The sequence below is a fragment of the Staphylococcus sp. AtHG25 genome, from assembly GCF_003217445.1.
Taxonomy (GTDB): Bacteria; Bacillota; Bacilli; order Staphylococcales; family Staphylococcaceae; genus Staphylococcus; species Staphylococcus haemolyticus.
On sequence record NZ_QJSN01000001.1, the window covers coordinates 47,259 to 73,438 of the forward strand.

The following is a 26,180-nucleotide window of genomic DNA, read 5'->3' on the forward strand; positions in this document are numbered from 1 at the left end:
TATACGCTAATACTATCATGATACATAGCTTTACACTAGTACTGGAAAGACAACAATTTCTGAAGTTTTGTTGGCTAAGGTTGAGATAAGCATTTTTTATTTAGAATTTAAGTAATCTAACACAACTGCACCCACAGCTTCTGCTGCGACTAACATACTTTTCTCATCAATTTTAAATTTAGGATGATGATGAGGATACGCTTTTCCATCTTGAGGCGCAGCACCTGAATAAATAAATGTGCTTGGCAATGTTTTAGCATAAAATGCGAAATCTTCTGATGGCGGTTGTGCTTCACATTCTTCTACCCCTTTTACATCATCTAAATCAGCTTTTTTAATAGTTTCTGCAACATAATTTGTAAAATCAGGGTCATTATATAATGCTGGATAGTCTTTACTAAACTCAAAGTCACATTTAACACCAAATGTTGCTTCAAGACCTTTGACCATTTGTTGTAATTCGTCAGCAATTTTATCACGTGTAGCATCGGTTAATACACGCACATCACCTTCAAGCTCGATTTTATCTTTAATGACATTAAATTGACCTTTACCATCAAATGAGCCAATTGTTACAACACCTGTTTCAAACGGGTTAAGGCGACGTGAAACGATTGTTTGTGCAGTAGTAACAAAGTTAGCACCAGCGACAATCGCATCGTTTGCTGTATGAGGTGATGAACCATGACCACCTTCACCTTGTATCGTTAACTTAAAGTATGAACGTCCTGTTTGAACATTTTCAGGACGATAGAACACTTTACCCGGTTCCATATTTGTCATTACATGTGTACCTAGCACATGATCGACACCATCTAGCACACCATCTTCAATCATGCCTTTGGCACCGCCTGGAGGCATTTCTTCAGCTGGTTGGTGAATAACAATCACTTTACCATTAAATTGATCTTTCATTTCAATTAACGTTTCAGCTAAAATTAACATATACGCAGTATGCGCATCATGACCACATGCATGCATCACACCATCATTTTTAGACGCAAATGACAATCCAGTATCTTCTTGGATTGGTAAAGCATCAAAGTCTGCTCTAATCGCAATTGTTTTTCCAGGATTACCGCTATCGATAGTCACTCTCACACCATTTTCACCGACATTTGTTTTAACTTCACAATCTTTGTCTTTATAGAAATTAGCAATATATTTAGGTGTTTCTGATTCTTGGAATGATAATTCTGGATGTTCATGTAAGTGTCTACGAATTTCAATCATCTTTTCTTCTTTCTCTTGTAGACGTTTTACTAGTTCTTTCATCATTATATCCACTCCTTTTCCCTCATTATATGCTTTTCTCTTTTAACAATGTTGCGTCACGGTTTCATATGTTCCAAACATGATTCAATGTTACATCCATTTTATAGTCTGCTTTTCCCGAAAAAAGAAGCATATGCAAGCTTTGATAAATGCTTGTATACGCCTCTGTAAAATGATTATCGTTAATTATTTAGATTGTTGTTTAGGAACACCGATTCAAAATGAAAATAAACATTCTTATCTTCAATGTAATGAGAAAAATAATTATTAGACAGTCGGAGCGACATATAACTTACATCTGAACCTTCTAAAATCAAAAGTTTTGATAGCTATTGATTAATATTAAATCTCCAACATGATAGTGCTTATTTTGATTTTCACTCTGACATGTGACGTTACCTTTTAAAATTAAATTAAGTGATAAATAATCAGAGGCTATATCATCCTTCTTAGTGTCAAACGTGATTTCATAATTAGTATTCAAGAGGTATTCATCCGCCCTTCTCAATCACTTCTTTCTATCTATAATATCAAACTTTGATGACTAAGAAGGTTTTAATAACGTGATATTGTTCTGAATGTTTAAAATCAAAAGTTAAATAGAAAAGGGAGAGTGAGTCAGAATTCATTTTGAATTCATTGTCCCACTCCCCCTTCAGGGATAACTAGAACTAAGAAAAGCTTGATTTAAATGCCTTCTCAATTCAGTCAGCTACTGCAAATTTGTAAAGTAACATTGATTTATTAATTATACTGGTTCTAGATAATTAATATAGTGTTTTATAATTAATGTTGGTAATATGGATCAAATTCCATTGCGCCAGCATTTTCATCGCTTACGCCATGTTTATAATAATCTACATATTGTGGTTCCAATGGTTTCTTACCACGGATGATATCTGCTGCTTTTTCAGCAAGCATTAATACTGGTGCATGAATATTACCGTTTGTTGTACGAGGCATAGCCGAAGCGTCAACAACACGTAAATTTTCCATACCGTGAACTTTCATTGTTAATGGGTCTACAACAGACATTGGATCTGAGGCAGGTCCCATTTTAGCACTACAAGATGGATGCAATGCTGTTTCACCATCTCTACGTACCCAATCCAAGATTTCTTCGTCTGTTTGTACTGATGGTCCTGGTGAAATTTCACCACCATTAAATGGATCCATTGCTTTTTGCGCTAATATATTTCTAGCTACTCGAATAGCTTCTACCCACTCTTGTTCGTCTTCTTTAGTTGAAAGGTAATTAAAGACAATACTTGGTTTTTCAAACGGGTCTTTTGATTTAATTTTCAAGCTACCACGTGAATTGGAATACATAGGACCTACGTGAACTTGGTAACCATGTGCTACTGGTGCTTTTTGTCCATCATATCTTACAGCAATTGGTAAGAAGTGGAACATTAAGTTAGGGTATGCAACTTGATTATTTGATCTTACGAAAGCACCACCTTCAAAGTGGTTTGATGCTGCTGCACCTTTACGCGCGAATATCCATTGTAAACCAATCCATGGCATACGTTTAACATCTAAGCTAGGTTGAAGTGAAACAGGCTCTTTACATTCGTGTTGAATATATACTTCTAAGTGGTCCTCGAAGTTTTCACCAACACCTGGTAAATGCATACGTGGTTCTATACCTTTAGATTTCAAGAATTCTGCGTCACCAATACCTGATAATTGTAATAATTGAGGCGTGTTGAACGCTCCACCAGATAAGATAACTTCACCAGCCTCAACAGTATGATATCTACCATTACGTTTAAATGTTACCCCTGTTGCTTTGTTACCATCAAAATGAATTTCAGTGACAAATGCACGAGTCTTAACAGTTAAGTTTTTACGTTTCATTGCTGGGTGTAAGTAAGCTCTTGATGCTGAAACACGACGACCATTATGCACTTGGCTATCAAACGGTCCAAACCCTTCTTGTCTATATCCGTTGACATCTTTTGTTTTATGGTAACCTGCTTCTACACCGGCATCAAAGAATGATTTGAATAAAGGATTTGTTGCAGGTCCACGTTTTAATTTAATTGGACCGTGATGTCCTCTGAATTGATCAAATGGTGTAGCACCGTATGTTTTCTCTAGACGTTTAAAGTATGGTAAACAATGTGCGAAGTCCCATGATTCCATACCTTCTGGTTCAGCCCATCCTTCATAGTCCATTGGATTCCCTCTTTGGTAAATCATACCGTTAATTGAACTAGAGCCACCAAGCACTTTGCCACGTGCATGGTCTACTTTACGTCCCATATGCGGTTCTTCTTCCGTTTGATAAATCCAATCGTAAAAACGATTACCTGATGGGAACATTAATGCTGCTGGCATTTGAATGAATAAATCCCAAGGATAGTCACTACGTCCTGCCTCTAACACTAATACCTCTTTATCTTTATCTTCTGTTAAACGATTACCTAATACTGATCCTGCACTACCACCACCAATAATGACATAATCATATGAATTCTTTTTACTCATTATAAATTCGTCCTCCCTTAAATTGATTATTATGTCTTTTTATTTCATGTTTTAAGTTCGATACGTACAACTTTATAACTCAAATAAATAGAGTCGCATAGTTAATTAATATAACGACTCTAAAGTTCTAGCATGGACTTGTTATTTACTAAAGAAGTTGACTGGTTCTGGGTTTGTGTTAGTTAAGATGTGTTTACTAGTTAAGTACTCTTCCAAGCCTTCTTTACCTAGTTCACGTCCAATACCTGATTGTTTATAGCCACCCCAAGGTGCCTGTGCAAAGTATGGATGGAAATCATTAATCCAAACTGTACCAAGTTTTAATTTATTAGCTACACGTTGTGCTTTACCGATATCTTTAGTGAATACTGCACCGGCTAAACCATAAATAGAATCATTAGCTAATTTAATTGCTTCTTCTTCACTATCAAATCCTTCAATTGTCACAACTGGTCCAAAGACTTCTTCTTGAACGATACGCATTGAAGTATCACAATCTGTAATCACTGTTGGTTCAAAGAACAAACCAGCTTGTAAATCTTCTCGTTCTGGACGTTTACCACCAATCGCGATTGTAGCGCCTTCTTCTTTTGCAATTTCCATGTAACCTTCAATCTTATTGCGATGTTCTGTAGAAATCACTGGTCCCATTTCTGTATCATCATCGAAACCATTACCAAGTTTAATTTTACCGACACGATCGATTAATGCCTTTTCAAAGTCAGCTTTAATATCGTTGTGTACTAATATACGTGAACCTGCTGAACATACTTGACCTGCGTGGAAGTAACCACCATTTAACGCTTGATCTACTGCAACTTCAAAGTCAGCATCATCAAAAATGATATTAGGGTTCTTACCACCAAGTTCTAAAGCGATGTTAGTTACATGATTGGCCGCATTCTTCATGATATGTTTACCTGTTTCAATTCCGCCTGTGAATGAAACTAAGTCTACTTCTTCATGACCTGATAACGTATCTCCAATTTCCTCACCGCTACTTAATACTAAGTTGATAACGCCTTTAGGGAAGCCAACTTCCTCCATTAATTCGAATACACGAATGGTAGTTAATGGCGTAATTTCACTTGGTTTCATAACGAGTGAACATCCTGTTGCTAAAGCTGGTGCAATCTTCCATGAAGCTTGAAGTAACGGATAGTTCCAAGGTGTGATTTGAGTAACTACACCTACAGGTTCTTTAACTACTTTACTCTCAGTGTTAGGAATTGGTGAATTTATCATTTCACCACCATCTTTATCTGCTAAACCTGCAAAGTAAGTAAATACATTAGCTATATCATCCATATCCGCATATGATTCTTCTAACGTTTTACCAGTATCTAAAGTTTCTAATTTGGCTAATTCATCACGGTTTTCTGTTATTTTATCCGCAATTGCTCTTACTTTTTTACCTCTGACTTCACTTGTTTCTAGTGACCACTCGGCATCTTCAAATGCGCGACGTGCTGCAAGTATTGCTCTTTCTGCATCTTCAGCAGTACCTTCTGCAACCGTAAAGATAACTTCTTGGTTATAAGGATTAATAATATCTCTTGTATTTTTATTTGAACTTTCTACCCATTCACCATCGATATATTGACGATTAGACAATTTCTCTACAAGTTCCATCAAATGACCTCCGTTAAGTTTGTTAAATTTTTATTTAACGAATTTTACAAAACTAGGTTATCACACTTTTCACAGCCTTGCAAACGATACATATCTGCACATTTTTTACATAAACTTGAAATTTTAGTATCAAAAGTGCTAATAATGAATATGCGATTTTGAAACTTTTCATCAAACACTTTATAATGATTTAGAATCGAAAAATGAACATCAACGTTTATTTCTCTTTTGAAAAATTACTAAGTAACAATGGAGGTGCACTATGGCACGTTCAACGAATTATGATCAAAAAATTGAAGAAGCAAAAGACCTTGTGATTAACTCAATCGGTGAAACGATGGATTTGTACGGTACGAATCGTAGCGTTGGCAATTTATACGGCACAATGGTCTTCGAAGGAAGCATGACGCTTGATGAGATGCGTGAGCATTTACAAATGAGCAAACCTAGCATGAGTACTGGCGTCAAGAAATTACAAGAATTCGACATCGTAAAACAACAATTTACGCGTGGTAGCAGAAAACAACATTTCATTGCAGAAAAAAACTTCTTCCATTTTTTCCGAAATTTCTTTACACAAAAGTGGGAACGTGAAGTTGATACTAATTTAGAAGCGGTCGAAAAGGCACAATTACTGTTAGACGAAACATTAAAAAATGCTGACTTAGACGAACATGCTAAAGCAGAAGTCGATAAAATCCAAGCTCAATTAGACCACACAAAGCAATATTGTAAATGGTTAGAAAACTTAAGTAATGCCATTGAAAGTGGACAGATATTCGAACATTACCCAATTCCAGAAAAAGAAGATATTTAAAAAAGCTAGCAGATTTTCTAAAGTGTAAAACTTTGAAGAATCTGCTAGCTCTTTTTATTTATAAGTTGTCACCATCATCTGATTTTTCTTTAACTTGCACAATACGTAATGAACGTCTCTCAATTTCTTTATGTTTATCCGCTCTTGTCTCCAGTTTAATCCGATCTGTATTAAGCGTAATAATAAACGATATCATCATAAAAATAAATATGACAATTAACGGTACACTCGCCAGTAAGGATGCTGTTTTTAATACTTCTAGCGCACGTTCACCACCAACTAACATAAGAGAGAACGGTAAAAGACATAACGCAAATGCCCAGAATAGACGGTTAGCCTTTAATGGTTCTCCAACAACTTTTTTCTGAGATGCGGCAGCTAAAATATATGAACCTGAATCAAATGTTGTCGCCAAGAATAAGAAAGCAGAAATCAAGAACAATACAAGAATAAATGATGAGAATGGTAATTGATGCATTACTTGAATAATCGTTGCTTCAGTGCCGTGTGTATTTAAAAAGTTAATCACATTAAATTCACCTGTAATTTGTAAATACACAGCATAGTTTCCAAATATACCAAAGAACAATAGACAGCCTAGTGTACCATAAATAATAGTACCTAGAATGACTTCTTTAAGACGACGTCCTTTTGAAATACGTGCGATGAATAGTCCGATAAACGGTGCATATACTAACCACCATGACCAATAGAATATTGTCCAGTCTTGTGGGAAATTCGTTTCTTTACGTCCCTTAATGCCACCAAAAGGTTCCATCCAAGTGGCCATATGGAAGAAATCTCTCAACATATTACCAAAGCTTGTAATCGTTGTTTCCATAATAAATACAGTAGGCCCAACAATAAATACAAAGCCTAATAATAAGAATGATAGCCATACGTTAACATCACTTAATTTTTGAATCCCCTTTTTCAAGCCAGAATACGAACTGACTGCGAATACTACTGTGATTGTTAATAAAATGATTGAACGCACAACCATATTCTCTCCATCGATTCCTGTAAGTTTCTCTATACCAGCAGAAATCATTGGCACTCCAAGAGCAAGTGATGTTGCTGCGCCTCCTAGTAAACCAAAAATAAATAATATATCCACTAATTTACCTAAGAATTTATCCGTTTGTCCTTTTAAAACTGGACGACATGCTTGACTGATTTTATAAATTGGTTGTTTCTTAACAAATACTAAATAACCAATAGGTAACGCTGGCAACACATAGATTGCCCAAGCGATTGGTCCCCAATGGAACATCCCATATTGTGTTGCATATGTAAGTGCTTCATCAGACATCGCTTTCGCACCATTCGGTGGTACTTGATAATAGAATGCCCACTCAATGACACCCCAATATAAAATATCCGATCCAATACCTGCACAGAAGAGCATAGATGCCCAACTAAAGTTATTGAATTCTGGTCTATCAGTCGCCTTTCCAAGTGTTACATTGCCATAACGACCGAATGCAATATATAGTACAAAGAATAGAATGATTAATCCCATAAATAAATACACGGATCCAATTGAATTGGAAATTGCGCTATTGATATCGGTAATTACTTTTTCACTAGCTTTAGGAAATACCATCATCGGTGTAACAGCTACAAGTAATACGATTACCGTCCCTATAAAAGTCGGCCAATCCATAATTTTTTCTCGTTTCAATTATGTTCCTCCTCAAAATTGTTGTTTCGATAAAAATTAAAAACCACTTTCTTGTCACGGTTTATTCACATATTGACGATATCTAAAATTAAATAAAAATGCAAATTCCATTCAAATTATACTTTTCTGTTTATTGAATAAATATATATTTCAGACATATTTTAAAGCTTTAAAAATTGCCATAACAACAGTGTTAAATTTAAACTTAACGTATTTAACAAATTTTATATTGTATTAATTTTGCATAATAATACTGTTATTGTGAATTTATATTTATTTGAATTCTTTTAAAATACCTGTTCATTTTCAAAAGAAAAGACCACTAAACTTTGAGCATTTACCCAAAATTAGTGGTCTTATAATCTATAATCCCAATAAAAATTTAATTAGAAATCCAATCACGATTGATACACCAATCGCAAAGAATCCTGGAATAATAAAACTTGTTGCACGTGTGCGTCCAGTCTCATCTAGATTAACTGCAAATAATAATGTTGGCTGTGCTGGAATAACGAAATTGACATTAAGCGTTTGGACCATTGCAATGAAATACATTGGTGGAATACCCATACTCATGACAATCGGCACCATAATGGAGGCTGTTGCAGTTTGCGAGATAACGATCATTGCCACTATGGCAACCAAGACAATGACTAACCAAGGTATAGATTGAATTGTTTGTCCAATATCGTCTCGTATAATTTTTAAATTTTGCGGTGCATTAAATACAGTAGCACCTAACCAACCTGGGCCAAGTACTGCAAAGAGTGCACCAATAGCTGATTGCGCAATATTAGATGACAATATATCACTCGTGTTAATCTTCATCATTAATAAATTAATTGCGACACTCAAATACATAAAGAATTGGACGATTTCCGTCATAGTTACTTTAACTTGTTCACCATCAACATTAAATGAAGGCATTAAATTTGGAAAAATACCAAAAGTTAATATACCTGCAACACATAATAAAAATCCAACTACGCCTAATTTGGTTTTCATTGTAAATGATTGTTTGACTGGCACTTCAGGCGTATGTGCAATTTCACTTACAGTGACCGTTGTCTTACGACCAACAAATGTACAAAAGACACTTAACATTAACATCGTAATAATCGCTGTAGGTAATACAATACTTAAATATTGTCCCATTGAAATGTGATAACCAGCCATTACTGATATGATGTAAGCTGTTGCTGATGCTGCAGGACTACATAATAAAGCTAAATTTGCAGTCAAAACAGATGCGGTGAGTGGTCGTTTAGGTTGGATATTTGCTCTAACAGCAGTCTTAGCAATAATAGGTTCTAAAGATAACGCAATATTTGCGGTACCTACACCAAATACAAACAGAAAGACAATCATTGGTGCGATAAAAATAATGGATTTCGGGAAACGCTCGATAATTTTAGAAGCAAGAAAGACTAAATAGTCTATTCCTCCTGTAGCTTGTAAAGTACCACCTGCGATACCAATAGATAAAATGATTAAAACTGCAGTGACAGGCGCTGAACCTGGAGGCAATTGAAAACCAAAAATCATAATGAGTTGTGCCACAATGGCGAAGATACCACACCCTAATGCACCAGCTGTGCGAAGCCCTAATATAATAGCCAGTATCATTATGATGATTTCTACTACAAACAGTAGCATGATGAAAGCTCCTAACTTTTCTGAAAATTATTGTGATTTTTTTAACATACATAGTTTATCACTTGCAGCTGTTAAAAGTATAGAAATGAAGAAAAATTGAGATATTAAATGTAAATAAAATGTGAACATTCAACCTTACTATTCAATTTATTTCTCATAAATTTCAATTTAAAAAACCTTGAAAGTATGCTTGATATCGCATCTTCCAAGGGTTTTATAATCATTATTTCTCACGATGATTAATATGCTCATCTTTGAGCGTTCCTTCTTTAGTTGGTGCCTCTTCATAGTCACCATCTACACCTTTATTATCAGTATGACCTTTTGCCATTTCTAAATTTTTCTCAGTTTCTTTTCGTTTTTCTTTTTTAGAGCGTTTATCATATGCTCGTTCTTCTAATAATGAACCCCAAATGAGGCCACAAATAATCGCAATAGTTACAATAGCAATTAGAGCTAATATAATCCACTTAATCACATCAAACGTCATCTCTACTCACCCTCCTTCACAATTAAACATAATATTCTTTAAGCATTATTCTTCTTTATATTATGTTTCCCTTTATGCTTGGGCTTCAATCACACGAAGACCTATCTTGTCACAGTCTTTTCTCAAAAGAAAAAACCACGACTCCGTATGATAAGGAATCGTGGTTAAAAGTGATTTCAAATTATGAAATGTAGTTGTATGAACCAGCTTGGCTAGCTGAGATTGTACGTGATGAAACGACACCAGGTCCACCATTATAGTTCATTTCTGAAACTTTAACTGAACCATCATCGTTTACACTTTCAACATATGCAACGTGACCGTATGCACCTTGAGATGTTTGCATTACTGCACCTGCTTTAGGTGTGTTATTAATTGTGTAGCCATCTGCAGCTGCTGCAGTTGCCCAGTTATTTGCGTTACCCCAAGTGCTACCAATTTTACCGCCTACTTTGTCATATACATAATACGTACATTGACCTGCAGTGTAAAGGTTAGAACCTCCACTTGATTTACCAGCTAATGCTTTGCTACTAGAACTTGAGCTAGCGTTTGAACTAGTTGATTGTGTAGTTGGTGCGTTTTGAGTTGTGACTTTAACGTTACGATCTGAAGTTGAATAACTAGCACCTAAACCACCGCCAGCATTATTGTTTGCTGTGTATGATTGAGTGTTTTGGTTTGATTGATTGTTATTGTAATTATAGTTGTAGTTATTGTTTGATTGAGTATTGTTTACTGCTTGGTTGCCAGTGTTTTGTTGACCACCTTGTTGAGCTTGAGATGGGCTCCAGTTACCTTTCCATTCATAATGATAATTACCTTGTTGGTCAATTGTGTAAGTGTAACTATATGAATATGGGTCATTAGGGTTATATCCATAATTGTTTTCCGCTGCGTCTGCATCTTGATGTGCTAATCCGAATGTTGCAATACCTGCTGTTGCAATTGTAGCTGTAGCGATCTTTTTCATAATAAAATATCCTCCTAGAATGTTTAAAGCTTATTTTTTCTCGTGGCTACCTGCAATTGACATATCAGAAATTTTAAATCATTTGATTCAAAATAGTTTTAAGAAATTTTTTCCTCGTTAAATAACGACAAGACATACTCTAACAGACACACAAGGGTTTGTGTGGAATGTTAAGGGTTTGTAAATGAATCATAATAATTTTACGTTTCATGTAATAAACATAGACTTATATTACAATTATAAAAACACTTCTATGACAGTGCTTATACTATATTAATCAACAATGTATATACCCGACTTGTAAAATATCTGATAATTTTAAAGATGTTTTATTTCATGAAAAGTGGGAAATATGAATCGTTTTCAAGGTTTGGCGAGGATATTTTGGAAGTATTTTTTATAATAGTAATGATAAAAATCAAATCCCCCTTATAAGACATCAGCGACATGCTTATAAGGAGGAATATGAGTTTAATTATTTAATTTAAATCTTTTAACAACGTACTGTATCTAGTAATTTAGATTGTAACTGTACCAATTAATACTGCTATGCCTAATAACACAATCGCAAATCCCCAAATCCAAAAGAATGCATACTTAATATATGTACCCATATTTGCCTCAGCGAGACCAATAGCTAACCATAATGCAGGAGAGAATGGGCTTACAAATGTTCCTACAATATTACCGATTACCATTGAATATGCTGTTGAAACTGGATTAATACCAAATTGACTTGCAGTTTGCTCTACTACAGGAAGTAACGCGAAATAATACGCATCTGTACTTGTAAGTAAATCAAGTGGAACACCAAAGAAACCAACAATGATATGTAAATATGGTCCAACGGCATCAGGAATGATCTTAATGAAATTTAAAGCAATTGACTTTAACATACCTGTCTCTTCTAAAACACCTAAGAACATACCTGCTGCTATAATAACTGCGGCCATCATTAATGCATTTGGTGCATGTGCCTTTAGACGGTTCATTTGTTCATCCACATTTGGGAAGTTAATCACTAATGCAATTGCAACACCAATCATAAAGGCAAATTCTGGCGGTGCAATGTTAGCTAACATCATAACTAATACGATAATCGTCAACAATACATTGGCCCAAATTACCCAACCATGTTTGAGCGCACGTCCTCTTACAGGAAACTTAATGTCTTGATCTCGTTCGTAATTTTTCACAAGTCGATGAATATCAATATTTAATGTAGGTTCTACTTCACCGTTATCGATTGCCTTCTTAATTCGTTTCTTTTCCTTAAACCCTAAATAAGTTGCGAAGATAAGTACTAACACGAAGCCAATCAATTGTACTGGAATGATGCCATACCATAATTCATTAACACTTTTCACTTTCAATACAGAAGCAACACGAGCCATTGGTCCGCCCCAAGGCACCATATTCATAATCGCAGCACTAATTGCTAGTAAAAGGATTAATAAGTATTTGTTCATGTTTAAAGCTTTATATAGTGGCAATAATGCAGGAATTGATAATAAGAAAGTGACAGCACCTGCACCATCTAATTGTGCAAACATACCAATCAATGCTGTGACAATACAAACAATGACTACATTACCGCGAGTCATTAATATAAGTCGTTTGACAATAGGTTTGAACAGTCCACTGTCAGTCATAATGCCAAAGAATATAATTGCGAAGATAAACATGATGACTACGCTCATCACAGATTCTAAACCACTATTAAAGAATTTAACTAAATCTTTAATGCCGTATCCTAATAGCAAAGCACAAATACTAGGAATTAAAATCATACCAACGACCGGACTAATCTTTTTTGCAATTAAAAGTCCAACAATTGAGCCGATAATGATTATCCCCATTATTGTTAACCACATACTATCCCCTTGCATGTGAATTCCCCCTTATTTCGAAATACGCTTTCCACTTATACAGAAAACGTTTTCATCATTTTATCAGAAATCTGACTTTAATTTAAGACGATATGAAAAAAAGCGTATGAGAGTGGGACAGAAATAATATTTTCTCAAAATTTATTTCGTTGTATCCTCAGCTTTCTTAGCCTGTAGAATTTCTTAATCAAATTCTCTTTGTTGGGGCCCCGCCTACCAGGCAAGGATGACTAGGTTTGAAAAAAGCTTGATTCAAGGTCAATTTCAAATCAGTCAACTACTGACAAAATGATAAAGTAGGCTGAGACATTTTATTTTGTCCCAGCCTCACACGCATAATACTTTTAAATAATTTCTTTATTCTTCAAATATTCAATAATAGTATTTACTGATTCTTCTACACTTTGATGTTCTGTATTAATCGTAATTTCTGGTTGATGTGGTGCCTCATACGGCGCACTTATACCAGTAAATTCTTTTATTTCACCAGAGCGCGCTTTTTTATAAAGACCTTTAGGATCACGTTGTTCACATGCTTCCACGCTACACTCTGTGTAAACTTCAATGAATTCTCCATCTTCTAAAATTTCACGAACTTCATCACGATCAGCTCTGTAAGGCGAAATAAATGCTGTTATAGCAATTGTTCCCGCATCTACAAGTAATTTACTTACTTCACCAATGCGTCGAATATTTTCCTTACGATCTTCTGGACTAAAGCCTAAATTCTTATTTAAACCATGTCTTACATTATCGCCGTCTAGTCGATAAGAATGTTTTTCTAATTGGAACAAAGCTTTTTCAAGTTCTACTGATACAGTTGATTTTCCAGATCCTGATAATCCTGTAAACCATATCACTACACTTTTATGACCGTTTTGTTGTTGTCTATCTGACTTAGTAACTTCAGAATCATGCCATGTAATATTACTTGATTGACTCATGCTAAATCCCTCCGAATTAATTTTGTTTTAACCCTTTGATTAAGACTTCAGCTACTTCAGGTCTAGAGAATTTTGTAGGTAATGATTCACCATTTCTTAGTTTTTCTCTTACTTTAGTACCACTTAAATGTACATGCTCTGATGCGTCGTGTGGGCATGTTTTAGCAGTAGCCATGTTGCCACATTTTTCACAATAAAATGCATGTTCAAATTTCAATATTTGAATATCTAGTTCATCTTCAAATTGAGAAATTAATTCTTGTGCTTCATATGTGCCATAATAATCGCCCACTCCTGCATGGTCACGTCCAACAATGAAATGCGTACAACCATAGTTTTTACGTACTGTGGCATGTAGAATTGCTTCACGTGGACCAGCATAACGCATTGCCGCAGGATAAATGACTAAGCGCGCTCTATCTTTAGGGAAGTAGTTCTTTAAGATAGCTTGATAACTTTCCATACGAACGTCCGCTGGAATATCATCTGATTTCGTTTCTCCTACTAACGGATTAAGTAAAAGACCATCTACAATTTCTAATGCAGATTTTTGGATATATTCATGCGCACGATGTACAGGATTTCTTGTTTGGAATCCAACGACAGTCTTCCATCCTAAATCATGGAATAATTGACGTGTTTCTGCTGGGTCTAAATGGAAATCAGAGAACTCATCATGTTTAGGTCGATTAATTAATTGGATTGGTCCAGCAAGGTAAACATTCCCTTTGTCATAAACTTTTTTAACACCTGGATGTGCTTCGTCTGTCGTACCATACACATTTTGAGCTTCTTTTTTCTTATCATATGTGTACTTTTCTTCTAATTTCAATGTGCCATATAATTCGCCATCTTCACCGTATAATGCGATGTCATCACCGATTTCTAATTTATCCGCTTCTTCTTCAGTAACTGGTAGTGTAATCGGAATACTCCACACTAATCCATTTTCAAGATGTGTATCTTCGACAACTTTAGTGTAGTCAGCCACACCCATAAATCCTGTTAACGGACTAAAACCACCAATACCGATTAATTCTAAGTCAGAAATTGACCAAGGATTTAAAGTAATCACTTTATATGATTGCGCTGCTTCTAAAAGATGATCTCTTTCTTCACCTTCTACTACGCGGTTAATTAATGTACCACCATGTGGTTTAATCGTATAATTAATAATCTGTTCATGTGTTGTCATTTTTGATAACTCCTTTTCCAATTAATTAGATTAGTTTACTCGGTTTTATTTTCAAGAAAAAGACAATTTTTTGTTGCGAATCACAGTGATAATAACAAGTATCACAATCGCACAAATAATTGCGAATCTTACAATATTTGAAATTGTGTCATCGTGTACGAAATAAGTCATTAATGCATTGCTATTTGTGAAGATGATTAAGCCACCAACACAAATGGCTAAAATATTAATTGGTAATATTTTTGTTAAATATGCAGAGATAGGTGCTGCAATCATACCGCCGACACTTAATGCAATAACAAACCACCAATTAATCTGAGTAATACCTAAGAAGATGATGAAACTCAATGACGTTGATAACGTTACAAAAAACTCACTCGCCGATACAGTACCAATTGCATATCGTGGTTGAATCTTATGACTAGCTAATAACAAAGGTGTATTTACTGGTCCCCAGCCACCTCCACCAATCGCATCTAAGAATCCGGCGATAGCACCTTGAGGCACAAGTTTGAAACCACTCAACTTACCAACATGTGTATGAATTTCTCTATTTCTTTTAAATAAAAATTGATACAAAATATATATACCCATTGAAAGTAAGAACAATGCGATATATGGCTTAATATAATCTCCATGTATTTGTGTAAGTAGACCTGCACCAATAAATCCACTTATAGCACCTGGAATAGCTAACTTTAACATGGTGGGCTTATGCACATTCTCAAATTTCCAATGTGATGTTCCTGATGCAGCAGTCGTAGCTATTTCTGAAAAATGTACAGTTGCCGATACAATGGCTGGTGCAATTCCATAAGTTAATAATATTGATGATGATGAGGCACCGAATCCCATGCCAAGTGAACCATCAACAAGTTGGGCTAAAAAACCAGCTAATGCAAATATAAATAATTTTCTCATATATCACATGCCCCCTGACATTAAACTTGTGATTGAAGCCATCGCTTGAATTCTTTTTGTTTCTCCTCATCCAAATAGTCCTCAGATAATACATGTTGTAATAACACTTGCTTTCTAGATGGCTCTATCGTTGATGCTTTAATAAGTTGTCTACTTTCATATAAAAAATCGATATAACTTTCATAACGTTCATCGTAAGTATCTTGCAATGTCGATATAATTTGTCGACCTAGTTTAGGACTTGCACCATCTGTAGATACACTAATAGTCAATTTGCCACGTCTAAGCATACTAGGAAACGTCACATTCCCCGCAGAAGCATCTGCAGCGTGATTTAACAATGTACCTTCTGGCAAACTATCTTTAACATGTTGATTTACCTCTGGTTGATTTGTCGCAATAATAACTAGAAATGCGTGACTAATATCTTGTGGTTCAAACATTTTTTCAGCCCAAGTCAATCCCTGTTGCTGAAATAAAGTATGTAATTCTTTGGTGATTGAAGGACTAACAATATGAACATGAGAACAGTATTCAACTAATGACTTTGCTCGTCGAGTTGCTACCTTCCCACCACCAACAATGACAATCTTTTTATTTTGTAAATCAATCATAAGTGGCATATTGCTCATATTGTATCCTCCTTTTATGATTATTCTTTTTTATTATTAATAATTAAGGTAAGGTTATTTCTAAATCCGTAGTTTGTTCTTTAAACCAACTAATTTTTTGTCGCATTTGGACAACATCGCCAATAATAATCATAGCAGGATTTTTTATTTCTGACGCTTTTTCAACGATGTTACCTAACGTACCATCAATTGTTTTTTGAGAAGTCGTCGTTCCTAAATGAACAAGTGCGACAGGCGTGTCTATTGATTTACCATGTTCAATAAGTAGATCACAAATTTCTGGTAATCGTTTAACACCCATATAAACACAAAGTGTTTCTGGACCATGCGCTAAATGTGCCCAATAATCATCTTTAGACATACCAGGTTTATTAACTGCTGTCACAAAAGCAACTGACGAACTATAATCTCTGTGCGTGACAGGAATGCCTGCATAAGCTGGTGCAGCAATGCCCGAAGTGATACCAGGCACAATTTCAAATGCAATCTGATGTTGTGCCAATATTTCTGCCTCTTCACCGCCTCGGCCAAAGACAAACGGGTCACCACCTTTTAAACGAGTAATAACATGTCCTTTTTTTGCTAAATTAACCAACATCCGATTCGTTTCTTCTTGTGGTAATGAATGTCTATTCGGGTCTTTACCACAATAAAAGAACTTTGTTCCTGGTTTAGCTAAATCTAATATGTCTTTATTGACTAGGCGATCATATAAAATCACATCTGACATTTGAATGGCTTTCATACCTTTGATAGTTAATAAATCTGGATCACCAGGTCCTGCTCCTACTAAATACACTTTCCCCATGTTGTCACCCCCGTTTAAAACAACTTATCTCAAACTTTAACTATGGAAGTCTTGTCCTCCATGAACTTTAGCAACAACGCCTGAACGTATGACAAAGTCACCAAAATGCTCACCTTCAAGGCGTTCTTTACCATAATCCATAAGAATTGGACGTAGACTTTCAAGAATTTCTTGTTCTCCAATATTCTCTTTGTACAATTTATTTAAGCGTTCACCTTTGAAGCCACCGCCTAAATACATATTATATTTGCCAGGTGCTTTACCTATAAATGCAATTTCTGCAAGTGCTGGTCTAGCACATCCATTTGGGCATCCAGTCATACGGATTGTGATTTCTTCATCATCCACACCCGCTTCATCTAATAAGTCTTCAATCTTAGAGATTAATGATGGTAAATAACGTTCTGACTCAGCCATCGCTAATCCACATGTTGGGAATGCGACACATGCCATTGAATTACGTCTTAATCCCGTATAATTTTTACCATCTGTTAAACCATACTGATCGATAAGATTTTGAATTTCTTCTTTTTTCTCTGGAGTTACATTTGCAATAATTAAATTTTGGTTAGGAGATAATCTGAAGTCGCCCGTATGTGTTTCTGCAATTTTTCGTAATGCCGTTTTCAATTGATAATCTTCTGTATCTTTAACACGTCCATTTTGAATGAATAAAGTATAATTCCAAACACCTTCGTCTCCCTCAATCCAACCTAGACGATCGCCATTATGTTCGAATTCAAAATCACGTGGTTCTTCAATTTCCCAGCCTAAACGTGTATTTAGTTCTTCTACAACTTTATCCACACCTAAGCGGTCAACTGTATATTTGAATCGTGCGTTCTTGCGGTTCTCACGATTACCATAATCACGTTGAATTGTTAAGATTTTCTCACAAACATCAACGACTTGTTCTTTAGGAACGAAACCAGCTAAACGACCAACTTGTGGGTACGTATCTGTATTTCCGTGCGTCATACCCATACCGCCACCAACTGTGACATTAAATCCGACAAGTGTTTCATCTTCAACGATACCGATAAGTCCGATGTCTTGTGAATAGACATCAATATCATTAGATGGTGGTAAGGCGATACCAATTTTAAACTTACGTGGTAAATATTTCTTACCGTACATTGGTTCAATTTCTTCTGAAGAATCTAATACCTTCTCTCCATCTAACCAAATTTCATGATAGGCATTTGTCTTAGGTAATAGATGGTCACTGATTTTAGTTGCATAATCATTAATCTCTTTATGAATATGAGATTGATATGGATTAGGATTACACATTGTATTACGATTCACGTCCCCACATGCCGCAATCGTATCGAGTACAGACTCATTAATTTTCTTCATAGATGTTTTTAAATTTCTTTTTAAAATGCCGTGAAATTGGAAAGTCTGACGTGTTGTTAATTTCAACGTTTGGTTGGCATAATTATTAGAAATGTCATCCATGGCAATCCATTGTTCAGGTGTAGCTGTTCCTCCTGGTAGACGCACGCGAATCATAAAGCTGTAAGCTGGTTCTAATTTCTGCTTGCGACGTTCGTCACGTAAATCTCTATCATCTTGTTGGTAGCTACCATGGAATTTCAATAATTTAGTGTCATCATCTGAAATAGCACCAGTAAGTGGGTCTGCTAAGCCTTGCTCAATTGTCCCACGTAAATAATTACTTTCGTCTTTTAAATACTCTAAAGCATCTAGCTTCTTATCAAATTCTTCTGACATTTGCTTATTTGTCTTAGCCATTAAGTACCACCCTTTCTATTAGTACACATCGCGTTGGTAACGTTTATCTTTCTTCATTTGTTTAAGGTAGGCTTCAGCATCTTCTTCAGATAAGTTTTGTTCTTTCATTAAAACATTGCGGATAGCTTGATGTACATCTTTCGCCATATGTTTTTCATCACCACAAATGTAAAGTGAAGCACCTTTTTGAAGCCATTCATTAAATTCTTTACTGTGTTCAGCAATACGATGTTGGACGTATACTTTTTCACCAGTGTCTCTTGAGAATGCAACATCCATTTTTCCTAGCACGCCGTCTTTCAACCATTCTTGCCATTCTGTTTGATATAGGAAGTCTGTTGTAAAGTGTTGATCACCAAAGAATAACCAAGTATTACCTTTAAATCCATGCTCTTCTCTTTCCTGCATGTATGCTCTAAATGGTGCAACACCTGTTCCAGGTCCAATCATGATAACTGGTGTGTCACCCTCTTTAGGGAATTTGAAGTTTGGATTGCGTTTCAAGTAAATTGGAACAGTGTCACCTGGTTGAATACGTTCAGCAAATTGAACTGAACATACACCTGATCGGTCACGTCCATGTGAGTTGTATCTAACCGCCCCAACTGTAATATGCACTTCATCTGGTAGCGCTTGATAACTACTAGATATTGAATATTCTCTAGGTGGTAATTTTCTTAATAATTGATATAAATTTTCTGGTTGAAGTTCTGTTGTCGCAAAGTCATTTAATAAGTCGATTAAGTCACGACCTTCAATGTAACTTTGAACCCATTCATTATCTTCAACCTTTTCATTAAGTTCTTCATTTTCAAAGAATGACGCCGCATTGATAAGAAGCGGTTTCGTTAACTTCGTAATTTCAAAATGAGTTGTTAAGGCTTCTTCTAATCCTAATGTGTCACCCTCATCTGAAATTTGAACTTGATCATTCGGATCCCAACCTAATGTGCTAATTAATAAATCAACTAAAGCTGGGTCATTTTGAGGTAGAACGACTAAACAGTCTCCAACTTCATAATCTTCACCGAAATTATCTAATAGAAATTCAATATGACGTGTTTCCTTATTTGAACCTTGTCCATTAAGGTTAATATTTTCTAAGACTTCTGCTTGATATGGATTTGCTTTAGAGAATTTCTTTTCTTTCGCAGACTTAATTGATTCACTTACAATTTGTTCATTTTGAGTGCCTTCTGGTGCAGTATCTATCGCATTGATTACATTTGCCATCCACTTTTCAGCGTCTTCTTCATAATCAACGTCGCAATCCACACGATCATATATACGTTCTGCACCTAATTCATCTAGTTTTCTATCAAAATCACGACCTGTTTGACAGAAGTATTCATACGTTTGATCCCCTAATGCTAGAACTGAGAATCTCACACCTTCAAGTTTAGGTGCCTTACGACCATGAATGAACTCATGCAATTCAGCTGCATTATCAGGTGGATCCCCTTCACCTTGAGTAGAAGTGATAATGAATAAATCTTCAACAATTTTTAGGTTCTTAGGTTTAAATTCGTCCATTGCTTTCAATGTCACGTTATGACCTATATTTGATAAGCGTTCTTCAAATATTTCAGCTAACCCTTGTGCATTACCTGTTTCAGAACCATATAAGAGTGTAATTGCTCGTTTCTCCGGCGTGATGACAGGCTCGTTTTGTTGAAGCATTGCTTCTGTGCCTTCAGTTAGACCATTTGCATTTGTTGAACTTGAACCTGTTTGTGATGGTACAGTTCCATTTGACGTCAATTGTTGATTAGCAACTAAGTATCCACTTAACCATACCTTTTGTTCAGGTGTAAGTGTTTGTAAGAGTTCATTAATTTGTGCCGCTTGTCCTTCTGTAAAAGGACTATTTGTAACACTTAAATTCAATTGTATCCACCTCTTATTCCGTAAAATAACAATCATTTTATAAAAGCTTTATACTACTTTTATTATGTAAAAAATATGTCCGTCTGTACACTATTGTCGGACATATTTGTAGATTTTGTTTAAAACATATCAGAGTACTATGTTTTATTGTTAAAAATTTTTATCCAAACGCATTATGGTTTATCAGCAACATGTAAGCCACATTCTGTTTTATCGAAATTCGACCAACGCCCTGCTCTAGAATCATCTGAGTCAAATACAGGAGCGGTACATGGGATACAACCAATACTAGGATAATGTTGATCATGCAATACATTATAAGGTAAATCATGTTTCTTAATATAGTCCCAAACTTCATCTTCTGTCCAGTAAATTAAAGGACACACTTTCACTGATTTGAAACGCTCGTCTTTATTAATAAAGTTCGTATTTGCACGTGTTGGCGATTGGTCTCGACGTAAACCTGAAACCCAAGCAACAGCGCCACCTAACACTTCTTCTAAAGGTTTAATCTTTCTTATATAACAGCATTGATTAGGATTATTCTTCCATAATGCCGGATTATATTTGTCAGCTTGTTCTTCTAGCGTTAAATCAGGCTTCTTCATTTCAATACGAAGTTTTGGAAAGCGTTCTTTCACTTTATCAATCAAGTCATACGTTTCTTGGAAATGTAAATCCGTATCTAGAAAGACAATTTGTGCATCTGGCTTAATCTGGTAAATCAAATCAATTAAAACCATACTTTCCGCACCAAAACTACATGAATAAACAATGGAATCACCATATGTGCGATACGCCCATTCTAATATTTCATAAGCGCCTTTAGTTGCATCGTCAGTAGAAATAGAATCAATGAAAGGGTCACCTTCAAAATTCTCATACGTAATTGTCGGTACTGACATAAACTTATGGTCCCCCCCTAAAATTTCACAAATTTATTAATCTAATACCTATCAGAATTGTCAGAATAATATGTTACTACTTTATCGAGATTTTGCTATAAAGTCAAGGTTCTGAGGAGAATTATATAAAGAAGTAGGGAGTAGGACATTGATTCAATTTTGCATCCGTCACACTCCCTAAACGTTTCAACTTTTCCCTAGTAATGATTTTCTGGAATACACTGAATCAAAGCAATTTTATCGTTCTTTGTAGTTACTAAAATTTCAAAGCCATTATTTTTCACGGTATTATAAATATAACTTCCAGCATCATTATTTTTTTCATAATCACTGTATTTACTAATAAATGTTTGCTCATCAACATTTGAGGGTGACACGCCAATTCCTCTTACTACTTCAGTATTACCTTTCAATTCATAGACCACTGCTAAATTACCATAAATGGTATATAGATTATCCATGCCCACTTTGTGAAAAACACGATTGGATCTGCCATATCTTTTTTCCACTTCTGCTCTGGTCATGCCAGGTTTAATTCCCATGTAAGAATCCCTTGTATCCCTTTGCATAAATGACTTATGGAAATCCTCACTCATGACATCAATTTTAGGTGCTTGTGAATGAGTCGCATCTTTGTCTTTTTCATCTTCACTTTGTTTCGCTTTTTGCTTTACTGCTTTAATAGGATCGTTAAACACTTTACCGTCATCCGTTGTTTCTTTATCTTTCTTCACATGCGCTGTTGTAGTTGTAGTCTGCTCCGTTTGTTTCCCTTCTTTTAAAAAGAAATGATAATAAACAAAACAGCAACTGACTATAATCCCAATAACAACTAAGCCAACTAATATAAATGGCCAAATGCTTGGCTTGCGCTCAGCTACCTCATATTGTGACTCAATTGAATCATCTTCAAATACGCGTAAATCATTGCCACATTTACTACAAAATCGTTGCTCTTTAGTTATTTTACTACCACATCTAGGACAAAAATTCATGATATTACCTTCCTTCACTTCATGTTGCTAAATCTAAGTAGTTGTTGTGAATTTAGGTCTCTTATTTATTTTGACACCTACATTATATTTAATTTTAAATTAAGCACCAATTATTTTTCTATAATTTTTTTATATAAATTTACCTAAAAAACAAAGCCGAAGAAAGCTTCACGCTTCTCGACTTTAATCTCGTTATCCTTCATCTTTATCTCTATCATCATATCGCATTTGTTGTCGGTAACCATAAGTACTTTCTTTGATTAGTTGATCATTTAATAATCCAGCACCAATCGCACCTGCAACAGTTGAAATAGAAGCAGCAAACCAAGGAATACTTAGATATAAATCAATTCCAGCCGGTCCCTTTAACCCTACCTGTTGCCCTAAGAAATCAGATGGTAATAACACAAGTTCTGCAATTAAAAATAATGTGTAAAGAATAATGTAATAAATGATAATAGCTACAAAGAGCGTCATCACTGTAGTTAAGTTATATAACCATGTAATTCGTTTATTACGACTTTGTTTGACAGATTCCCACAAATCATGAGACATCATAATCCAAAGTAACATACCTAAGACTGCGATAATAGATATTCCAAATAGACGCCACATTGAGAATTCCATACTCATCTGCCACATAGTCGTAAATATTAAGCCAAATGCGCCAGTGGTAAAAGCAATTGCCACAATATTACTAAGGCTTGCCATCATATTAAGTGGATTATTTGCAAATGTCATACCACTCACAAGCCGAACCATTCCCATTGACCTAGTATTGGATAAATAGCGTAAATGATCATTACCTGTTTCATCTAAATGTACTTCAGTTTTATCAATTTTAGATAATGGAAATTGTTTGTTAACTGCATATGTTACATGATTATTGTCATCATAATCATTCTTTTCAGCTTCAGAATGATGCACTTCATTGATTATCGCAACGATGGCGTTCTTAAAACGTTTCTTAATTGGGCGCCAACCAAATGCAGGATAAGAAAAGACAGCAGCACCATTCTTCTTATTGATGTCCAGTGCTAACACACGTTCATCATGAAACATAGGTAAATCTGTAATTGCAACGACATAATCCCATTCTCGCTTATCATGATAATCTTGTATCTTTTTAAAAATTTTGCCAACGGATTCTGCGTAGCCTGTCAGAGGATCAACCACGAGATCCACTTCCCAGTCATGTTGGTTGTTATTCTGGTGAGATAAGATGTTCGGAATATCATCCATTAAACTCTCAGCTAATTTTTCTGTAACACCAGGAGCAACAACTAAACCGATTGTTTTAGCTTCATTCATGCGTCATCCTCCTCTCTATGATCTTGTTTTTTACCTTCATATTGTTCATCATCATTACTTTCTTTGTTTGATGAAGATTGTTCCACGTCATGTTGTGATACATCTTGTGATTGTTGTTCTTTTTTCTCTTTTTCCTCTTGTTGCGCTTCTTTATAACGATGATATTGGCGATAAGAATACGTAATACGTCGTATCTTCTCTTCATTTTCTACAGTTGAGCCCATTGCACCCGCTAATAAACCAAGCGATGATACAAACCATAATAATTTCAAATAATTTATAAATGTGAAATCAGGATTTGCACTCGTCCAACTATTAAATAAACCTACAGGTACAAATAATGAAATACTAATAGATAGTAATACATATAAAACTACGTAATTCATCAATGTAATGATGACTAAAGTAAGTAATGTCGTCGCGTTATATACATAGCGATAAACACGTTGAGACTTTGATGTTTTTTCTTCAAATAACTGATGCGCGTATAATAACCATCCCGCCATACCTAATATAGAAATAATCATTAAGACAATAAATCTTAAGGTTGAATATTGAACACTTAACTCCCATGGCATAGAGAAGATAGAAACATATGTCCCTGTCGCAAATGCAACGGAAATAATCTTCTTAAAATTAAACAAATTTCTCCATGGCTCATTCGCTCGCGTTAAACCTAAAATAAGCTGCAGCCATCCTAATATAAAGTAGCGATTAATATAACGTCTTTTCGAACTTTCATCTTCTCGAGGATCAACAGCTTTAGGTTTAATCAGTGGATGCACTTTGGGGCGCTCTTTCGTATTATTGTGATATAACTGTTCAACTAGTGCTGTCATACTCTTCACTAACTTACGCTCTAAATTAATCCAACCTAACGCAGGTAATGAAAGCATAGAAACTTGCTTTTCACTATTAAAGTCACTAATCACAATTTTATTACCTGAGATACTTGGTAAATCTGTAATACAGATAACGAAATCCCATTCATGTTCTTTCTTCAATTCTGCAGCTTTATCTATACTCTCATGTACATCCTCAGCAGATCCTATTAATAAATCTACTTTACTCTCGAAATGCCATTCATCCACATCTTTAATCCGGTCATGTAAATGTTGTTGAATCTTTGGTATCGCATTATCGACGAGCTTATGTGCAACGCCTGGCGATGGCACTAATCCAATCGTAAAGGTCATGATTAACCTCCTTCCTCTTCTAATATTTGCTAAGTTAACTATTGATTATTTGTTTGAAAAAGTATTAATTAACGGGGTCAAAATTATGCAATGTTCATTTTATGATAATAACAATACTTTTTGCAATTAAGGGAGTTGAACAGAATTCATTTTTCACCCCCCCGTAAGGATAACTAGTACTAAGAAGAGGTTAATTTTAAACTTATTATCAGTTCAGTCAGCTAATGCAAATTTGTATTGTAGACTTAATCGGCTCTTCACATTAACTCTAACTAGTCAAATTACAGTCTTGACTTCTAAAATTAAAAATACTAAATTAAATATATAGTATAAAAATATGCACTAGGGGTGTTTTCAAACTGAGATGGAGTCTTACTCCAAACCCTTTGAACCTGAACTAGATGGTACTAGCGTAGGAAAGTGTGGACGAAATCGTAGATAACTTGATTAAGGTCTAGATATGTCATGCCTTATTTCATATAAACTAACATCTATCATTTACGTAACTTTTCTATAGTGAAGGTTACGTATTTTTTACTTTAAAAAAGTGACAGAGGTGACCGCCAGACAATTTTATCATAGTAGCAAAAATGTCATGTTGAAATAAGCATTGTCTGAGAGAAGCTTAGACTAGTAGTATTGTAGAAAATTCATTTTATTTATCCATATAATAGAAATTAACGTAAAGTCGGTGATGCTAACTTAGGGGCGTCACCGAC

Annotated in this window: 20 protein-coding genes and 1 riboswitch; of the genes, 1 reads left to right on the plus strand and 19 read right to left on the minus strand. The window is 35.2% G+C overall.

Translation table 11 applies throughout. The features are described from left to right. Positions 1 to 96: 96 nt before the first annotated feature. The 3 genes from BDW31_RS00230 to betB all read right to left on the minus strand — a co-directional run bounded on the left by BDW31_RS00230 (position 97) and on the right by betB (position 5,400). Positions 97 to 1,278, minus strand: a complete 1,182-nt coding sequence (locus tag BDW31_RS00230) for an amidohydrolase (RefSeq protein ID WP_053024568.1) — start codon at positions 1,276 to 1,278, stop codon at positions 97 to 99. A 783-nt stretch (positions 1,279 to 2,061) separates the two neighbouring features. Further along, positions 2,062 to 3,768, minus strand: a complete 1,707-nt coding sequence (gene betA, locus BDW31_RS00240) for a choline dehydrogenase (protein ID WP_053024569.1) — start codon at positions 3,766 to 3,768, stop codon at positions 2,062 to 2,064. Between the two features lie 141 nt (positions 3,769 to 3,909). Beyond that, positions 3,910 to 5,400 (minus strand): betaine-aldehyde dehydrogenase, encoded by a 1,491-nt coding sequence (betB, locus tag BDW31_RS00245; protein ID WP_016930658.1) that lies wholly within the window; start codon positions 5,398 to 5,400, stop codon positions 3,910 to 3,912. A 262-nt stretch (positions 5,401 to 5,662) separates the two neighbouring features. Between betB and cudC the strand changes: the two genes are divergently transcribed. Further along, entirely contained in the window at positions 5,663 to 6,217 is a 555-nt protein-coding gene (gene cudC, locus BDW31_RS00250) for a choline uptake/conversion transcriptional regulator CudC (RefSeq protein ID WP_053024570.1), read from the plus strand. Between the two features lie 58 nt (positions 6,218 to 6,275). Here cudC and BDW31_RS00255 read toward each other — a convergent pair whose 3' ends face one another. The 16 genes from BDW31_RS00255 to BDW31_RS00330 form a co-directional block, all read right to left on the minus strand. Continuing rightward, on the minus strand, positions 6,276 to 7,901 hold the full coding sequence (locus tag BDW31_RS00255) for a BCCT family transporter (protein WP_110708885.1): 1,626 nt from the start codon (positions 7,899 to 7,901) through the stop codon (positions 6,276 to 6,278). Positions 7,902 to 8,264: 363 nt separating this feature from the next. Then, the gene (locus BDW31_RS00260; RefSeq protein WP_053024571.1) at positions 8,265 to 9,557 is read right to left on the minus strand and encodes an anaerobic C4-dicarboxylate transporter family protein; all 1,293 of its coding nucleotides are present in this window, start codon (positions 9,555 to 9,557) and stop codon (positions 8,265 to 8,267) included. A gap of 223 nt (positions 9,558 to 9,780) precedes the next feature. Further along, positions 9,781 to 10,047, minus strand: coding sequence for a hypothetical protein (locus BDW31_RS00265; protein ID WP_037551523.1), 267 nt, complete (start codon positions 10,045 to 10,047; stop codon positions 9,781 to 9,783). Between the two features lie 181 nt (positions 10,048 to 10,228). Continuing rightward, a complete protein-coding gene (locus tag BDW31_RS00270) occupies positions 10,229 to 11,020 on the minus strand; it encodes a CHAP domain-containing protein (protein WP_053024573.1) in 792 nt (263 codons plus the stop codon). A gap of 518 nt (positions 11,021 to 11,538) precedes the next feature. Next, entirely contained in the window at positions 11,539 to 12,909 is a 1,371-nt protein-coding gene (locus tag BDW31_RS00275; protein WP_053024574.1) for a CitMHS family transporter, read from the minus strand. Between the two features lie 344 nt (positions 12,910 to 13,253). Next, positions 13,254 to 13,853 carry an adenylyl-sulfate kinase gene (gene cysC / locus BDW31_RS00280; RefSeq protein WP_053024575.1) on the minus strand — a complete coding sequence of 200 codons (600 nt, stop codon included), beginning with the start codon at positions 13,851 to 13,853 and terminating at the stop codon, positions 13,254 to 13,256. 16 nt (positions 13,854 to 13,869) lie between these two features. Next, on the minus strand, positions 13,870 to 15,048 hold the full coding sequence (gene sat / locus BDW31_RS00285; RefSeq protein ID WP_053024576.1) for a sulfate adenylyltransferase: 1,179 nt from the start codon (positions 15,046 to 15,048) through the stop codon (positions 13,870 to 13,872). A 51-nt stretch (positions 15,049 to 15,099) separates the two neighbouring features. Further along, a complete protein-coding gene (locus BDW31_RS00290) occupies positions 15,100 to 15,969 on the minus strand; it encodes a sulfite exporter TauE/SafE family protein (RefSeq protein ID WP_011274744.1) in 870 nt (289 codons plus the stop codon). A 20-nt stretch (positions 15,970 to 15,989) separates the two neighbouring features. Then, entirely contained in the window at positions 15,990 to 16,601 is a 612-nt protein-coding gene (locus tag BDW31_RS00295) for an NAD(P)-binding protein (RefSeq protein ID WP_053024577.1), read from the minus strand. Between the two features lie 43 nt (positions 16,602 to 16,644). Next, positions 16,645 to 17,409 carry a uroporphyrinogen-III C-methyltransferase gene (cobA, locus tag BDW31_RS00300; protein WP_011274742.1) on the minus strand — a complete coding sequence of 255 codons (765 nt, stop codon included), beginning with the start codon at positions 17,407 to 17,409 and terminating at the stop codon, positions 16,645 to 16,647. A 36-nt stretch (positions 17,410 to 17,445) separates the two neighbouring features. Continuing rightward, positions 17,446 to 19,167, minus strand: a complete 1,722-nt coding sequence (gene cysI / locus BDW31_RS00305; protein ID WP_053024578.1) for an assimilatory sulfite reductase (NADPH) hemoprotein subunit — start codon at positions 19,165 to 19,167, stop codon at positions 17,446 to 17,448. 18 nt (positions 19,168 to 19,185) lie between these two features. Then, a complete protein-coding gene (locus BDW31_RS00310; protein WP_053024579.1) occupies positions 19,186 to 21,054 on the minus strand; it encodes an assimilatory sulfite reductase (NADPH) flavoprotein subunit in 1,869 nt (622 codons plus the stop codon). A 173-nt stretch (positions 21,055 to 21,227) separates the two neighbouring features. After that, entirely contained in the window at positions 21,228 to 21,959 is a 732-nt protein-coding gene (locus BDW31_RS00315; protein ID WP_053024580.1) for a phosphoadenylyl-sulfate reductase, read from the minus strand. Positions 21,960 to 22,156: 197 nt separating this feature from the next. Continuing rightward, positions 22,157 to 22,954, minus strand: a complete 798-nt coding sequence (locus BDW31_RS00320; protein WP_053024581.1) for a zinc-ribbon domain-containing protein — start codon at positions 22,952 to 22,954, stop codon at positions 22,157 to 22,159. Between the two features lie 192 nt (positions 22,955 to 23,146). Further along, a complete protein-coding gene (locus tag BDW31_RS00325; RefSeq protein WP_053024582.1) occupies positions 23,147 to 24,265 on the minus strand; it encodes a hypothetical protein in 1,119 nt (372 codons plus the stop codon). Continuing rightward, positions 24,262 to 25,461 carry a 5,10-methylene-tetrahydrofolate dehydrogenase gene (locus tag BDW31_RS00330; RefSeq protein WP_110708889.1) on the minus strand — a complete coding sequence of 400 codons (1,200 nt, stop codon included), beginning with the start codon at positions 25,459 to 25,461 and terminating at the stop codon, positions 24,262 to 24,264. The genes BDW31_RS00325 and BDW31_RS00330 overlap by 4 nt, the downstream gene beginning before the upstream one ends. A gap of 334 nt (positions 25,462 to 25,795) precedes the next feature. Then, positions 25,796 to 25,897: riboswitch (TPP riboswitch) on the plus strand. Positions 25,898 to 26,180 lie beyond the last annotated feature (283 nt).

Excerpts from the sequence above, each read along its gene's own strand:
- BDW31_RS00230 (WP_053024568.1), bottom strand. The coding sequence starts at position 1,278 with ATGATGAAAGAACTAGTAAAACGTCTACAAGAGAAAGAAGAAAAGATG.
- betA (WP_053024569.1), bottom strand. The coding sequence starts at position 3,768 with ATGAGTAAAAAGAATTCATATGATTATGTCATTATTGGTGGTGGTAGT.
- betB (WP_016930658.1), bottom strand. The coding sequence starts at position 5,400 with ATGGAACTTGTAGAGAAATTGTCTAATCGTCAATATATCGATGGTGAA.
- cudC (WP_053024570.1), top strand. The coding sequence starts at position 5,663 with ATGGCACGTTCAACGAATTATGATCAAAAAATTGAAGAAGCAAAAGAC.
- BDW31_RS00260 (WP_053024571.1), bottom strand. The coding sequence starts at position 9,557 with ATGCTACTGTTTGTAGTAGAAATCATCATAATGATACTGGCTATTATA.
- BDW31_RS00265 (WP_037551523.1), bottom strand. The coding sequence starts at position 10,047 with ATGACGTTTGATGTGATTAAGTGGATTATATTAGCTCTAATTGCTATT.
- BDW31_RS00270 (WP_053024573.1), bottom strand. The coding sequence starts at position 11,020 with ATGAAAAAGATCGCTACAGCTACAATTGCAACAGCAGGTATTGCAACA.
- BDW31_RS00275 (WP_053024574.1), bottom strand. The coding sequence starts at position 12,909 with ATGCAAGGGGATAGTATGTGGTTAACAATAATGGGGATAATCATTATC.
- cysC (WP_053024575.1), bottom strand. The coding sequence starts at position 13,853 with ATGAGTCAATCAAGTAATATTACATGGCATGATTCTGAAGTTACTAAG.
- sat (WP_053024576.1), bottom strand. The coding sequence starts at position 15,048 with ATGACAACACATGAACAGATTATTAATTATACGATTAAACCACATGGT.
- BDW31_RS00290 (WP_011274744.1), bottom strand. The coding sequence starts at position 15,969 with ATGAGAAAATTATTTATATTTGCATTAGCTGGTTTTTTAGCCCAACTT.
- BDW31_RS00295 (WP_053024577.1), bottom strand. The coding sequence starts at position 16,601 with ATGAGCAATATGCCACTTATGATTGATTTACAAAATAAAAAGATTGTC.
- cobA (WP_011274742.1), bottom strand. The coding sequence starts at position 17,409 with ATGGGGAAAGTGTATTTAGTAGGAGCAGGACCTGGTGATCCAGATTTA.
- cysI (WP_053024578.1), bottom strand. The coding sequence starts at position 19,167 with ATGGCTAAGACAAATAAGCAAATGTCAGAAGAATTTGATAAGAAGCTA.
- BDW31_RS00315 (WP_053024580.1), bottom strand. The coding sequence starts at position 21,959 with ATGTCAGTACCGACAATTACGTATGAGAATTTTGAAGGTGACCCTTTC.
- BDW31_RS00320 (WP_053024581.1), bottom strand. The coding sequence starts at position 22,954 with ATGAATTTTTGTCCTAGATGTGGTAGTAAAATAACTAAAGAGCAACGA.
- BDW31_RS00325 (WP_053024582.1), bottom strand. The coding sequence starts at position 24,265 with ATGAATGAAGCTAAAACAATCGGTTTAGTTGTTGCTCCTGGTGTTACA.
- BDW31_RS00330 (WP_110708889.1), bottom strand. The coding sequence starts at position 25,461 with ATGACCTTTACGATTGGATTAGTGCCATCGCCAGGCGTTGCACATAAG.